Origin of the sequence: Pseudomonas umsongensis (assembly GCF_002236105.1) — a bacterium.
Lineage (GTDB): Bacteria > Pseudomonadota > Gammaproteobacteria > Pseudomonadales > Pseudomonadaceae > Aquipseudomonas > Aquipseudomonas umsongensis.
This window is the reverse complement of the sequence record NZ_NIWU01000002.1, coordinates 437,632-451,521: the sequence shown is the minus strand read 5'-3', so window position 1 is coordinate 451,521 and position 13,890 is coordinate 437,632. Positions and strand designations below refer to the sequence as shown.

Sequence of the window (13,890 nt, the reverse complement as noted above, 5' to 3'; positions counted from 1 at the left end):
ACTCCTGTTGAAACCTGTTGGTTATTGGGCCTTGGCCTGGCGCTGGTAGCGGACCGCTTCGACGAATACATCGGAGTTGGCGGGATCGTCGAGGTAGGCCGATACCTGGTCCATCTTGCTGTCGATCAACACGCCCTCGCCGTCGTCGGTCTGGAAGCCTTCGCCACTGAGAATTTTCTGCCCAAGCGCCTGCTTGATTTGCTCGAGGTCGAGGTTGTACACCACCAGTTCGCGCTTGTCGGTGAGTTCGAAGCCGGCAATCGTGAAATTTCCGCCGAACCGGGCTGGCGCTTTCGCCGAGAGATACCAGCGGCTACCGTGGTGAGACACGGTAAATGGATAGGACTCGCGTTCCTTGGGCCTGGCCTTGAAGTAGCTGACTGCCTGATAGCGATTGTCGCCGATGCGCGTCAACTCAAGATTCAGCGGTTCACCCCAGGCATTGGTGCTGGTCCATTTTCCCAATAAACCTTTTGGTGCGGGCTCGCTCGTGGGCAGCGGCTCCTTGAAGGTCACCAGGCAGCCGCTGAGCAGCAGGAACGACAAGGCGATTACTACGGCGCACCAAGCTTTCATTCAACACTCCCTATCGACACACGATGACTTGTCCACGCTGATCGTTCCCACGCTCCGCGTGGGAATGCATCCAGTGACGCTCTGCGTCACACCGGCAAGGGACGCAGAGCGTCCCGGGCGGCATTCCCACGCGGAGCGTGGGAACGATCGGTACGGGGGGCGCGTTATACCGAAGCCAGCACCAAATGCATATAACGCGTCAGTATGCCCAGCATCTCCTCTTCGGCGTCCGGTTCGGCGTCGTTGAGCAGGCCCTGATATTCCATCCGTCCGATTATCGCCGTCAACACTTTGGCGTCCTGCTGTGGTTCGCGAGAACCCAGCACCTGGAAAAGCTGGCAGGAACCCTGCAACAGGATTTGCTGATGGGAGCGCACCAACTCGGCCAGGCGCGGGTTCAGCAGCGCTTCCTGGCGGAACGCCTGCTCGGCCATCAAGTGCTCACGACGGGTGATCAGTTGCCGGTGCACATAGTCGGTCATCAACCGCGCAATGTCGTCCGCCAGTTTTGAACGAGCCTGCGCACTGCCGTCGCCACTGGCGATCATGTCGCGCAGCAGGCCCTCGTTATTCACCCACAGCTTGGCCATGTAGGCCGCGCTGCGCTCCACATACTGGGCGAAGGTATCGGTGAGCAGGTCATCGATATCCTTGAAGTAGTAAGTGGTCGCCGATAACGGCACTTGTGCCTCGGCAGCCACCGCGCGATGCCTTACGGCCCGTACGCCATCGCGCACGACAATGCGCATCGCGGCATCGAGAATGTCCTGTCGACGTTGCTCGCTGCCCTGCCGGCTGGCCTTGCGGCCCTGGTACTGAACACTTTCAGCAACCGCAGTGGCGATACCCGCTGCACCTTCTTGAGCCATTGCACGATTCACGACAGGTCTTTCCTCTCAGATGAAACTAACAAGTTGATACGTTTGTACCAGACAGGCAATAAAAAGCCGCCTGAAGAGGCGGCTTTTTATTGAAACACTTACGCTTGTGGCCGCATGTGCGGGAACAGGATCACGTCGCGGATCGACGGGGAGTTGGTCAACAACATCACCAGGCGGTCGATGCCGATGCCTTCACCGGCCGTCGGTGGCATGCCGTACTCCAGCGCGCGCACGAAGTCGGCGTCGTAGTGCATGGCTTCGTCGTCGCCGGCGTCCTTGTCGGCCACCTGGGCCATGAAACGCTCGGCCTGGTCTTCCGCGTCGTTCAACTCGGAGTAGGCGTTGGCGATTTCACGACCACCGATGAACAGCTCGAAGCGGTCGGTGACATTCGGGTTCTCGTCGTTGCGGCGAGCCAACGGCGATACTTCGAACGGGTACTGGGTAATGAAGTGCGGCTGCTCCAGCTTGTGCTCGACCAGCTCTTCGAAAATCATCACCTGCAGCTTGCCCAGGCCTTCGAAGCCCAGCACCTTGGCGCCGGCCTTCTTGGCGATGGCGCGAGCCTTGTCGATGTCGTTCAGGTCATCGGCGGTCAGCTCAGGGTTGTACTTGAGGATCGAGTCGAACACCGACAGGCGCACGAACGGCTCGCCGAAGTGGAACACCTTGTCGCCGTACGGCACGTCGGTGCTGCCCAGGACCAGCTGTGCCAGCTCACGGAACAGTTCTTCGGTCAGGTCCATGTTGTCTTCGTAGTCGGCGTAGGCCTGGTAGAACTCCAACATGGTGAATTCAGGGTTGTGACGAGTCGAAACGCCTTCGTTACGGAAGTTGCGGTTGATCTCGAACACTTTTTCGAAGCCACCAACCACCAGACGCTTCAGGTACAGCTCTGGCGCGATACGCAGGAACATTTCCATGTCCAGCGCGTTGTGGTGGGTTTCGAACGGCTTGGCCGCGGCACCGCCAGGAATGGTCTGCAGCATCGGCGTTTCGACTTCGAGGAAGTCGCGCTTCATCAGGAAGCTGCGAATGTGCGCGATCACTTGCGAACGTACGCGGAACGTCTGGCGCACGTCTTCGTTGACGATCAGGTCAACGTAACGCTGGCGATAGCGCTGTTCGGTGTCGGTCAGGCCGTGGTGCTTGTCCGGCAGCGGGCGCAGGGACTTGGTCAGCAGGCGCACGTTGGTCATTTCAACGTACAGGTCACCTTTGCCGGAACGGGCCAGGGTGCCCTCGGCAGCAATGATGTCGCCCATGTCCCAGGTTTTCACCGCGGCCAGGGTGTCTTCGGACAGGGTCTTGCGGTTGACGTAGACCTGGATGCGACCGGTCATGTCCTGGATCACCATGAACGAGCCACGGTTGAGCATGATGCGACCGGCAACCTTGACCGGGATTGCAGCCTCTGCCAGCTCTTCCTTGGTCTTGTCCGCGTACTGTTTCTGCAAGTCATTGCAGTAGTTTTCGCGGCGGAAGTCGTTGGGGAAGGCATTGCCCTTGGCGCGCTCGGCAGCAAGCTTTTCCTTGCGCAGGGCGATCAGGGAGTTTTCTTCCTGTTGCAGGGCTTGCGGGTCGAGTTCTAGGTCGCTCATGTCTTTAAATATTCCATCACAGGTTCGTTGCCCCCGGGCCTGCGGCCCGGGGATCGCCAGCAAGCCGGCTCCTACAGGGATCGGGACCGATCCCGTATTGCATGTCTTACAGCCCTGATTTCAGGCTGGCTTCCAGGTATTCGTCGATATCGCCGTCGAGCACCTTGTCGCAGTCGCTGCGTTCGATGTTGGTACGCAGATCCTTGATCCGCGACGCATCGAGCACATAAGAACGGATCTGGTGACCCCAGCCGATATCCGACTTGGTGTCTTCCAGCGCCTGGGACGCGGCGTTGCGTTTCTGCATTTCCTGCTCATACAACTTGGCCCGCAGCATTTTCATGGCGGTGTCCTTGTTGGCATGCTGGGAACGTTCGTTCTGGCAGCTGACCACGGTATTGGTCGGTACGTGGGTGATACGTACGGCCGAGTCGGTGGTGTTTACGTGCTGACCACCGGCACCGGAGGAACGATAGGTGTCGATCCGCAAGTCCGCCGGGTTGATCTCGATTTCCACCTTGTCATCGATCTCTGGCGAGACAAAAACCGCCGAGAACGAAGTGTGACGACGGTTGCCAGAGTCGAACGGGCTCTTGCGAACCAGGCGATGTACGCCGATCTCGGTACGCAGCCAGCCAAAGGCGTATTCACCCTTGATGTGCACGGTCGCGCCCTTGATGCCAGCGACTTCACCGGCCGACAGTTCCATGATGGTGGCGTCGAAACCGCGTTTGTCAGCCCAGCGCAGATACATGCGCAGCAGGATGTTGGCCCAGTCCTGGGCCTCGGTGCCACCGGAGCCGGCCTGGATATCCAGGTAGGCGTTGTTCGGGTCCATTTCATGGCTGAACATGCGGCGGAATTCAAGCTTGGCGAGGTTTTCCTCAAGACGGGCCAGCTCGGCGACGACATCGCCCACTGCGCCTTCGTCGTTTTCTTCGACAGCCATGTCCAGCAGGTCGCGGCAATCGGCCAGACCCGTGTTCAGTTCGTCGAGGGTATCGACGATCTGCGCCAGCGCAGCGCGCTCGCGGCCCAGTTCCTGGGCGTATTCAGGTTTGTTCCAGACACTCGGATCTTCAAGCTCGCGATTGACCTCGGTCAGGCGCTCATGCTTTTGATCGTAGTCAAAGATACCCCCGAATAGTTTCGGAGCGCTCGGACAGGTCCTTGATGGTGTTAAGGATCGGGTTGATTTCCATGGCGGGCAGCACTCGTTGGCGAACTTTTGAAAGCCGGCGAGTATAACGGTAAACGGCCGGAAACGGCAGTCCGCTTGGCCGAAAAGGCGGGGTTCACCTACGCCCTCTGCAACTGTGGAGATCACCTGTGGCGAGGGGATTTATCCCCGTTGGACTGTGCAGTCCCGTTGTTGGGGCCCCTTCGCAGCCCAGCGGGGATAAATCCCCTCGCCACAGGGTGTTTTGTGTCGGTCAGCCTATGCCCACCTGATTACGCCCGTTGTTCTTCGCCTGGTACAACCCCTTGTCCGCCGCCGAGATCAATTCACGACAATTGCTGCCAGATATCGGGATGATGGTAGACAGGCCGATGCTGATGGTCAGGCTCGATCCTTCGGTCGGGGCTATATGCGGGATCTTCAGCGCGGCCACGGTCATGCGCAGTTTTTCCGCCACCAGCCGCGCGCCGCCCTGCGAGGTGTTGGGCAGTACCAGGGCGAATTCTTCGCCGCCGTAGCGGGCCGGGAGGTCGGAAGGTCGGGAGCTGGCGTCGCGGATCGCCGCGGCGACCTGGCGCAGGGCTTCGTCGCCTTCCAGATGGCCGAAGGTGTCGTTGTAGGTCTTGAAGTAGTCCACATCGATCATCAGCAACGACAATTGGGTCTGCTCACGCAGCGAGCGGCGCCATTCGAGTTCCAGGTATTCATCGAAATGCCGACGGTTCGACAGCCCGGTCAGGCCGTCGGAGTTCATCAGGCGTTGCAACACCAGGTTGGTGTCGAGCAACTGTTGCTGGCTGACCCGCAAAGCGCGGTAGGCCGCATCACGCTGCAGCAGCGTCATGTAGGAGCGCGAGTGATAGCGAATGCGCGCCACCAGCTCGATGTTGTCCGGCAGCTTGACCAGGTAGTCGTTGGCCCCGGCCGCGAACGCCGCGCTCTTGATCAGCGGGTCTTCCTTGGTCGACAGGACGATGATCGGAATGTCCCTGGTCGCCGGGTGGTTGCGGTATTCGCGTACCAGGCTCAGGCCATCGAGGCCGGGCATGACCAGGTCCTGCAGGATCACCGTCGGCTTGATGCGCACGGCATGGGCGATGGCCTGGTGCGGGTCGGCGCAAAAGTGGAAGTCGATGTTTTCTTCGCTCGACAAACCGCGTCGTACGGCCTCGCCGATCATCGCCTGATCGTCCACCAACAGCACCATGGCGGCATTTTCGTCAGTCTTGAAGTCGTCGAGCTGTAAATCATTCATGTGCGTTCACCTGAATACTACTTGGGCCAGGAATGCGGTTGAAAGGGTCACTTGGGGAATATCTCCAGCAATCGTGGCGCTATCTTTTCCAGCGGGCGTATTTCCACGGCGGCATCGATGGCGGCTGCAGCCTTCGGCATGCCGTACACCGCACTGCTTTGTTGATCTTGTGCGATGGTCAGGTAGCCATGCTGGCGCATGAGTTTAAGCCCTTGCGCGCCATCACGCCCCATCCCGGTCAACAAAACGCCAACCGCATCGCCATTCCAGTAACTGGCCACGCTCTCGAAAAACACATCGATAGAGGGCCTGTAGATCTCGTTGACCGGTTCGGCCGTGTAGGCCAGCTTGCCGTTTTTCAACAAACGAATATGGTGGTTGGTGCCCGCCAGCAGCACGGTGCCGCTTTGCGGCGGCTCGCCCTCCTGGGCCAGGCGCACGTTCAGGCCGCTGGCGCTGCCGAGCCATTCGGCCATGCCAGCGGCAAATACCTGGTCAACGTGTTGGACCAAGACGATGGCCGGGGAAAAATCCCGCGGCAATCCCTTGAGCAGGCATTCCAAAGCCGCCGGCCCGCCAGCGGATGAACCGATGGCGATCAGGCTCTGGCGTGGGCCCGAACTGCGCGTCGGATCCGGTGCCAATCGTTCCCGATTGCCCTTGTCGCCGATCAGCCAGCCGATATTCATGATCTTGCGTAACAGCGGTGCCGCCGCTTCCTGGGCATTGCCCGCGCCGAGGGCTGGCGTGTCGACCACATCCAGGGCGCCATGGCCCATGGCCTCGAACACCCGATGCACGTTCTGCTGGCGATCGACGGTGACGATGACGATCGCGCAGGGCGTTTCAGCCATGATGTGCCGGGTGGCTTCCACTCCGTCCATCACCGGCATGATCAAATCCATCAGGATCAGGTCTGGCGTCTGTTCGGCACACTTTTGCACCGCCTCGCGGCCATTGCTCGCCACCCAGATCACCTGGTGGGCCGGCTCGAAAGCCAATGCCCGGCGCAAGGCTTCCACGGCCATTGGCATGTCATTGACGATTGCGATCTTCATGCCCGTGCTCCTCCTATGAGCTCAACCACTGCATCGAGCAGGGCATCGTCGTGAAAACTGGCTTTGGCTAGATAATAGTCGGCCCCGGCGTCCAGTCCACGACGACGGTCTTCTTCACGATCCTTGTAGGACACCACCATCACCGGCAGCGATTGCAGACGATTGTCCCGGCGCAACAACGACACCAGCTCGATGCCGTCCATGCGCGGCATGTCGATGTCGGTGATCAGCAGGTCGAAATCTTCGGAACGCAAGGCATTCCAGCCATCCATGCCGTCGACCGCCACGGCCACGTCATAACCTCGATTGAGCAACAGTTTGCGCTGCAGCTCACGCACGGTCAGGGAGTCATCGACGACCAGGACTCGCTTGCGGGCCGCTGCGACGACCTGGTTGCTGTGGCGCGCAATGCGCTCCAGCCGCCCGGTGTTGAGCAACTTATCCACCGAACGCAGCATGTCTTCGACGTCGACGATCAACACCACCGAACCGTCGTCGAGCAGAGCGCCGGCGGAGATATCCTGGACCTTGCCGAGGCGCTCATCCAGGGGCAATACAACCAATGTCCGCTCGCCGATAAAGCGTTCTACCGCAATGCCATATATCGCATCACGCTCGCGGATCACCACGACTTTCAGGGTTTGCTGGCTGCCTTGACTGGCCGGACGCTGCAACAGTTGACTGGCGGCGACCAGCCCGACATGCCGGCCTTCATGCCAGAAATGCTGGCGGCCCTCGACCTGAACGATATCCGCCGGCTCCAGATCACACATGCGTTCAATGTGGGCCAGCGGGAAGGCATAAGCCTCTTCACCGACTTCCACCACCAGGCTGCGCACCACGGACAGGGTCAGGGGCACCTCGAGATGGAAACGACTGCCCTCGCCCGCCGTCTGCTCCAGCACCACCGCACCGCGCAACTGGCGAACCATGTGCTGCACCGCATCCAGGCCAACGCCGCGCCCGGAGACTTCGGTGACAGTGTCGCGCAGACTGAAGCCGGGCAGGAAAAGGAAGGTCAGCAGTTCCTCTTCACTCAATTGCGCGGCGGTATCGGCCGGGGATAACTGGCGTTCGACGATGCTGCGACGGACCTTTTCCAGATCGACCCCGTTACCGTCATCGCTCAGCTGCAGCACCAGCAATCCGGCCTGATGGGACGCGCGCAGACGAATCAGGCCCTCTGCCGGCTTACCCGCCAACAGCCTTTGTTCCGGGCTTTCGATACCGTGATCGACGGCATTGCGCAGCAAGTGAGTCAGTGGCGCTTCGAGTTTTTCCAGGACGTCGCGATCGACCTGGGTCTTTTCGCCCTCGATCTCCAGCCGCACTTGCTTGCCGAGGCTACGACCGAGGTCGCGGACCATCCGCACCTGCCCCGTCAAGACATCGGCGAACGGCCGCATGCGACAAGCCAGGGCGGTGTCGTACAACACCTGCGCGCGCAGGCTGGCCTGCCAGGCAAACTCATCCAGTTCGGCGTTTTTTTCCACCAGCAATTGCTGGGACTCCGCCAGGAGCCGGCGTGCATCGTCGAGGGCTTCCCGGGCTTCGAGGCTCAGGACTTGCTCCTTGAGATGGACGTTGAGGTTTTCCAGCGCCCGCTGACTGTTGCTCTGCATGCGCTTGAGCCGCTGCATGGTTGCCAGGTGCGGTTTGAGCCGCAGGGTTTCCACCAGGGATTTACTCGACAGATCGAGCAGGCTGTTCAAGCGCTCGGCAGTGACGCGCAGTACGCGCTCGCCGTTTTCGGTGGTGCGCCTGGCCAGTTTCGGCGATACCGCCAGCGATTCGACGGGCGCCGCCGGCTCTTCGATCGTGGGTGCGGGCGCTTCAACTTGCAGCTCGGCCATCACCAGCGCGGCGGGGGTCATGCTCGGTATCGCAGCAGCCATTGGATCGAGCAAGCGCCCCATCAATGCGACATACGCTTCGATGTCCGCAGCGCCCGGCGCATTGTTCGGTGTCGCGATGCGCATCAGCAGGTCGGTACCTTGCAGCAACGCATCAATGTGTTCCGGGCGCAGGTACAAGCGCCCTTCCTGGGCACTGACCAGGCAATCTTCCATGACATGGGCAACGCTGACGCCAGCATCGACGCCGACGATCCGGGCCGCGCCTTTTAGCGAATGTGCCGCACGCATGCACGATTCGAGATGATCAGCCTGGGTCGGATCACGTTCCAGCGCCAACAAACCTGCGCTCAGCACCTGGGTCTGGGCCTCGGCTTCCAGGCTGAACAGCTCCAGCAACGAAGAGTCGCGCATTTGCTCGGGGGTCATGTGAGGCTCCGGGTCACGGCGGACATCAGCTGATCTTCATCCAGCCAGCGCAGGCCGCGACCTTTGAATTGCATCACGCCACGGGTGTACTTGGCACTGGCCTGCGCGCCAGAGCGGGACGCCGCTTCGAGGATGCGTTCGTCGATGGCATGTATTCCGTCCACTTCGTCTACCGGCACCACCACGGGACCGCCGTGGGCGGCGATGATCAGCATGCGCGGCACGACTCGCGCGCCGCTGGCAACGCTGCTGGTGCTATCGAGCCCCAGCAACTCGACCAAAGAGAGGCACGCCACCAACGCACCCCGTACATTCGCCACCCCTAGCAAGGCCCGGGAGCGTTGATGGGGCAATGAATGAATGGTTTGCAACGGCGCCACTTCGACCAGGCTGCGAGTGGCCAGCGCCAGCCATTCTTCGCCGAGGCGGAACATCAGCAGCGAACGGGTTTTCACCTCGCTTTCGACGGCAATGGACGCTGACGCGCGTTCCTCCTGCTGCAACGCGTAGCGATCCAGCAGGCGCGTGGCGGCCGCCGAATACACCGCGCAATTACGGCAGTGAATGTGTTCGCTCAGCAGCGGGCAGGACTTGTCGCCGTGAATGCCAATGCGATTCCAGCAGTCGTCGATGGACTGGGCATCTTCATGGGTGACGTTCAAGGAGTCGGAGGCGATCATCGTTTACGCTCACTGTCGGCGGAGCGCTCGCTGCGGGCGGCGCGGTCCTGCAATCGTCTGGCGCCCGCGGTATCACCCTGGGATTGCAGCAAGGCGGCCAAGTGCATCAACGCATCGGCATGTTGCGGGTCGAGGTACAACGCCTTGCGATAAAAACCCTGGGCCTCGAGGACGCTGCCGGCGACATCGCTGAGCAGCCCCAGCCAATAAAACACCTGGGCCACCGGTTCGTGGTGGCGTAGATAGTTATCACAAGCGGCACGGGCTTCGGCGCTTTTGCCTTCGTTGGCCAGCGCGGCGACGTTCGCCAGCAGCGCGGCGGCGTCGGATGTGCTTGGTGCGACCGGGTGCGATACCTGCTTGACGCTGGCGAACGGGCGCCGTTGAGTCGGTACCGGCGCAACCCTGCGCACGGGTTGCGGCACTGGCAACGGTGTGGGTACGAATGCCGGCAGCGGCTCGGGCTCCGGAGCGCCATGGCGACTGAAGGCAAAGGATTGTGGGATGCCAATCGAACGCATGCCCAGGCGCCCCAGCAGACTGCCCTCCGCCGGGCCGATAAACAGTACCCCATCAACATGGGTCAAGCGCTTGAGTACCTCGAAAACCTGTTTCTGTGTTGGCAGATCGAAGTAGATCAGCAGATTGCGGCAGAACACGAAGTCAAAGGGTGGCTCGCTGGCGAGCAAGGTCGGATCGAGCAGATTGCCGACCTGCAGGCGCACTTGCTCCAGTACCGGGGCGCTGAGTCGATAGCCGTCGTTTTCGGCGCTGAAATGGCGGTCACGAAACGCAATGTCCTGACCGCGAAACGAATTCTTGCCGTATAGCGCTCGTCGGGCTTTTTCCACCGACAAAGGGCTGACGTCCATGCCATCGACCTTGAACTGGTGCGGCTTGAACCCGGCATCCAGCAGCGCCATGGCAATGGAATAAGGCTCTTCGCCGGTGGAGCACGGCAGGCTCAGAATCCGCAGGGCGCGCATATTGTTGAGCTCGGCCAGGCGCCTGGTCGCCAGTTTCGCCAGGGTGGTGAAAGATTCCGGGTAACGGAAAAACCAGGTTTCAGGGACGATCACCGCTTCGATCAACGCCTGCTGCTCGTCGCTTGAACACTGCAAGGTGCACCAATATTCGTCGGCCGTCTGCGCTTGGGACGCGGCACTGCGTTGGCGTACCGCACGCTCGATGATCGCCGGGCCGACCGACGTCACGTCGAGGCCGATACGCTCCTTGAGAAAATCGAAAAACCGCTGGTCGCTACTCATTGCCACTGCTCCAGCAATGCCGGGTCAAGGGGTGGCGTCGGGTACAACAGCGCACGGACCTGATCGTCCAGCAGGTCGGCCACCCGCACCCATTGCAACAAACCCTGGGCATCTTCACGTACGGGCCCCAGGTACGGCGCCTGTGGATTGTCCAGGCCATAGGGCTGAAATTCCGCCGGATTGCAACGCACGGTGTCGGTGGCCCGTTCCAGAATCAGACCGAGTAATTGCGCCTGGGCGGTTGCATCCGGCCGGTAATGCACCAGCACCAGGCGCGTGCTGGTGCGCGCCTGCGCGGGCGTGCCGAAGGTCAATGCACTGAGGTCGATGACCGGCACCACCGCGCCACGATAGGCCAATACTCCGGCGACCCAATGCGGCGCCTGGGCAATCGGCTTCAATGGCAGGCGCGACAGCACTTCCGCCACCTCGATCGCCTGCAAGGCATACCGCTCGTGACCGATGCGAAACACCAGGAATAACGCGTGCGCCGCCTGTTTCACGGCAGAGCGCTTGGCCGTGAGTTCGCTCATCAGACTTTGAATCGCGAGACGCCGCTACGCAGCCCTACCGCCACCTGGCTCAGCTCGTCGATGGCGAAGCTGGCCTGGCGCAGGGATTCGACGGTCTGGCTGCTGGCATCACCCAATTGCACCAGCGCGTGGTTGATCTGCTCGGCGCCGGTGGCCTGGGCCTGCATGCCTTCGTTGACCATCAACACCCGCGGCGCCAGCGCCTGGACCTGATGGATGATCTGCGACAACTGCTCGCCCACCTGCTGCACCTCGAACATGCCGCGGCGCACTTCCTCGGAGAATTTGTCCATGCCCATCACACCGGCCGACACCGCCGATTGAATTTCGCGCACCATCTGCTCGATGTCGTAGGTGGCGACGGCGGTCTGGTCCGCCAGACGCCGGACTTCAGTCGCAACCACGGCAAAACCTCGACCGTATTCGCCGGCCTTCTCGGCTTCGATAGCCGCGTTGAGCGACAACAGGTTAGTCTGATCGGCGACCTTGACGATGGTGACCACCACCTGGTTAATGTTGCCGGCCTTCTCGTTGAGGATCGCCAGCTTGGCGTTGACCAGGTCGGCCGCGCCCATCACCGAATGCATGGTCTCTTCCATGCGCGCCAGGCCCTGTTGCCCGGAACCGGCGGCCACCGAAGCCTGGTCGGCGGCGGTGGACACTTCGGTCATGGTGCGTACCAGGTCACGAGACGTAGCGGCGATTTCCCGGGAAGTCGCGCCGATTTCAGTGGTGGTCGCGGCCGTTTCGGTGGCGGTGGCCTGCTGTTGCTTGGACGTCGCGGCGATCTCGGTGACCGATGTGGTCACTTGCACCGACGAGCGCTGGGCCTGGGACACCAGGGCGGTCAGCTCGGTCATCATGTCGTTGAAGCCGGTTTCCACGGCACCGAATTCGTCCTTGCGCTCAAGATTGAGACGCGAGCTCAGATCGCCCGTGCGCATGATTTCGAGGATTTGCACGATACGATTCATCGGCGCCATGATGGCGCGCATCAGCAGCAGGCCGCAAAGGCCGGCGGCCAATACCGCGAACACCAGGGAAATACCCATGATGATCTTGGCGGTGAGTACCGCATCGTCGATGGCCGCCACAGCCTGGTCTGCCACTGCTTTGTTGTGGCGCAGAATATCACTGAGCTTCATTCGACCCGCTGTCCAGACGGGGGTCAGCTCTTCGTTGAACATCCTGATGGCTTCGGCGTCCTGGTTGCGTTTATGCAAATCCGTAACGGCGAGCAGGATGCGGTGGTAGTCCGCGTGGAGTTTTTCAAACGCGGCATATTCGACCTTGTCTTCATCCGTCGTCACCGTGGCGCGATAAAGCTCCATCTGCTCTTGCAAGCGCGCGGAGAAATCCTTGAAATCCGAGGCATCCTTGGCGGTGAAGCCCTGTCCCTGCTCCAGCCCGAGCATCTCCAACATCCGCAAGTAACTGTCGGACCAGGCGCCGCGGACCATCGAGCTGTAATACAAGCCCGGCAGCGCATCCTCACGAACGCTGGCTTCGCTGGTCTCGATCTTCAACAAGCGCGAATACGAGACGACCACCATCAGCAACATGATGGCGATAATTACCGCAAAGCTCGCCAAAATGCGTTGGCGCAACGTCCAGTTCTTCACAGTCAATCCTCGGGGCCATTTTGAAATGCGGGGAGTATAGCCGAGGGCGCTGTTTCATTTATAAGACGGTTGCGCCACTTCTCATCTCTTGGCAAAAAAAATCGAAGTGGTCGGTTTATAGTCAAAAGATCGCAGCCTGGCGCACCTGCTTCTCCAGTTCGGCCTTCAACCCTGGCGCCAACTTGAGTTGCCGCGCCAGCTCATCGAGGTAGGACTTCTCCATGAAGCTCTCCTCATCCACCAGCATCACACTGGCGATGTACATCTCGGCAGCCATTTCCGGGGTGCTGGCGGCGCGGGCGACATCGGTCGGATCCAGTGGCTTGTTCAGTTCCGCGTGAAGCCAGTGTTGCAGCTCCTGATCGTTGTCGAGCTTGCTGAACTCACCTTCGATCAGCTCGCGTTCGCGCGCGTCAATATGACCGTCTGCCTTGGCCGCGGCCACCAGGGCCTTGAGAATCGCCTGGCTGTGCTGCTCGGCTTGCGCCATTGGCAGGCGATCCAGGGTTTGCGGTTCGGTCTTCGGGGCCGTGCCCTGCTGGGCTTGCCAGTTGCCGTAGGCTTTGTAGGCCAGCACGCCCAATGCGGCGAGGCCGCCATAAACCGCGACCTTGCCTCCGACCTTGCGCGCCTTCTTGTTACCCAGCAGCAGGCCCATGGCCCCAGCGGCGAGGGCCCCGCCGCCCGCACCGGAGAGCAAGCTGCCGATGCCACTGCTCGCCCCCTTGTTCTGCGCCGCACCGGTATTTTTTTGCAACAGATCCTGGCCAGACTTGAGCAGTTGGTCGAGCAATCCACGGGTGATCATTTTCCGCCTCCACAAAAGGGTTTAACCGGACACTAAGGCCATCAGCCTAAATCGAAAGTGCCCGGCGCCCCCGGTGAGTTTGCTTCCAGATGTTGCTGGGAAAGAGCTCCTGCCAGTGCTTGTCCCATTACTGCCCAGAAGCCCAT

Annotated in this window: 12 protein-coding genes; all 12 read right to left on the bottom strand. The window is 60.9% G+C overall.

What is annotated here, in order from left to right; all coding sequences use genetic code 11:
- Positions 1-21: 21 nt before the first annotated feature.
- The 12 genes from PSUM_RS12330 to PSUM_RS12275 all read right to left on the bottom strand — a co-directional run bounded on the left by PSUM_RS12330 (position 22) and on the right by PSUM_RS12275 (position 13,744).
- A complete protein-coding gene (locus tag PSUM_RS12330; protein WP_020799653.1) occupies positions 22-576 on the bottom strand; it encodes a hypothetical protein in 555 nt (184 codons plus the stop codon).
- A gap of 164 nt (positions 577-740) precedes the next feature.
- Positions 741-1,457, bottom strand: coding sequence for a TetR/AcrR family transcriptional regulator (locus PSUM_RS12325; RefSeq protein WP_020799654.1), 717 nt, complete (start codon positions 1,455-1,457; stop codon positions 741-743).
- 98 nt (positions 1,458-1,555) lie between these two features.
- The gene (gene lysS / locus PSUM_RS12320; protein WP_033043263.1) at positions 1,556-3,058 is read right to left on the bottom strand and encodes a lysine--tRNA ligase; all 1,503 of its coding nucleotides are present in this window, start codon (positions 3,056-3,058) and stop codon (positions 1,556-1,558) included.
- Between the two features lie 106 nt (positions 3,059-3,164).
- Positions 3,165-4,260, bottom strand: a protein-coding gene (gene prfB, locus PSUM_RS12315) for a peptide chain release factor 2 (protein ID WP_098465888.1) whose coding sequence is annotated in 2 segments (ribosomal slippage) — positions 3,165-4,187 and positions 4,189-4,260 — 1,095 coding nt in all. Because the reading frame shifts where the segments join, the coding sequence is not laid out codon by codon here.
- Positions 4,261-4,491: 231 nt separating this feature from the next.
- Positions 4,492-5,493 carry a response regulator gene (locus PSUM_RS12310; RefSeq protein WP_083348314.1) on the bottom strand — a complete coding sequence of 334 codons (1,002 nt, stop codon included), beginning with the start codon at positions 5,491-5,493 and terminating at the stop codon, positions 4,492-4,494.
- 47 nt (positions 5,494-5,540) lie between these two features.
- Positions 5,541-6,551, bottom strand: coding sequence for a chemotaxis response regulator protein-glutamate methylesterase (cheB, locus tag PSUM_RS12305; protein ID WP_083348313.1), 1,011 nt, complete (start codon positions 6,549-6,551; stop codon positions 5,541-5,543).
- A complete protein-coding gene (locus PSUM_RS12300) occupies positions 6,548-8,833 on the bottom strand; it encodes a hybrid sensor histidine kinase/response regulator (RefSeq protein ID WP_083348312.1) in 2,286 nt (761 codons plus the stop codon). Before PSUM_RS12300 ends, cheB begins: the two co-directional genes overlap by 4 nt.
- Positions 8,830-9,513, bottom strand: coding sequence for a chemotaxis protein CheW (locus PSUM_RS12295; protein WP_083348311.1), 684 nt, complete (start codon positions 9,511-9,513; stop codon positions 8,830-8,832). Before PSUM_RS12295 ends, PSUM_RS12300 begins: the two co-directional genes overlap by 4 nt.
- A complete protein-coding gene (locus PSUM_RS12290) occupies positions 9,510-10,781 on the bottom strand; it encodes a CheR family methyltransferase (protein WP_083348310.1) in 1,272 nt (423 codons plus the stop codon). Before PSUM_RS12290 ends, PSUM_RS12295 begins: the two co-directional genes overlap by 4 nt.
- Positions 10,778-11,314: a chemotaxis protein CheW gene (locus PSUM_RS12285; RefSeq protein ID WP_020799663.1), complete on the bottom strand. Its 537-nt coding sequence runs from the start codon at positions 11,312-11,314 to the stop codon at positions 10,778-10,780. Before PSUM_RS12285 ends, PSUM_RS12290 begins: the two co-directional genes overlap by 4 nt.
- Positions 11,314-12,936, bottom strand: coding sequence for a methyl-accepting chemotaxis protein (locus tag PSUM_RS12280; RefSeq protein WP_083348309.1), 1,623 nt, complete (start codon positions 12,934-12,936; stop codon positions 11,314-11,316). Before PSUM_RS12280 ends, PSUM_RS12285 begins: the two co-directional genes overlap by 1 nt.
- Before the next feature lie 121 nt (positions 12,937-13,057).
- Positions 13,058-13,744 (bottom strand): tellurite resistance TerB family protein, encoded by a 687-nt coding sequence (locus PSUM_RS12275; RefSeq protein ID WP_083348308.1) that lies wholly within the window; start codon positions 13,742-13,744, stop codon positions 13,058-13,060.
- Positions 13,745-13,890: the final 146 nt, after the last annotated feature.

Bases quoted from the DNA above. Each gene is read 5' to 3' on its own strand.
- PSUM_RS12330 (WP_020799653.1), bottom strand. From the start codon at position 576: ATGAAAGCTTGGTGCGCCGTAGTAATCGCCTTGTCGTTCCTGCTGCTC.
- lysS (WP_033043263.1), bottom strand. From the start codon at position 3,058: ATGAGCGACCTAGAACTCGACCCGCAAGCCCTGCAACAGGAAGAAAAC.
- PSUM_RS12310 (WP_083348314.1), bottom strand. From the start codon at position 5,493: ATGAATGATTTACAGCTCGACGACTTCAAGACTGACGAAAATGCCGCC.
- cheB (WP_083348313.1), bottom strand. From the start codon at position 6,551: ATGAAGATCGCAATCGTCAATGACATGCCAATGGCCGTGGAAGCCTTG.
- PSUM_RS12300 (WP_083348312.1), bottom strand. From the start codon at position 8,833: ATGACCCCCGAGCAAATGCGCGACTCTTCGTTGCTGGAGCTGTTCAGC.
- PSUM_RS12295 (WP_083348311.1), bottom strand. From the start codon at position 9,513: ATGATCGCCTCCGACTCCTTGAACGTCACCCATGAAGATGCCCAGTCC.
- PSUM_RS12290 (WP_083348310.1), bottom strand. From the start codon at position 10,781: ATGAGTAGCGACCAGCGGTTTTTCGATTTTCTCAAGGAGCGTATCGGC.
- PSUM_RS12285 (WP_020799663.1), bottom strand. From the start codon at position 11,314: ATGAGCGAACTCACGGCCAAGCGCTCTGCCGTGAAACAGGCGGCGCAC.
- PSUM_RS12275 (WP_083348308.1), bottom strand. From the start codon at position 13,744: ATGATCACCCGTGGATTGCTCGACCAACTGCTCAAGTCTGGCCAGGAT.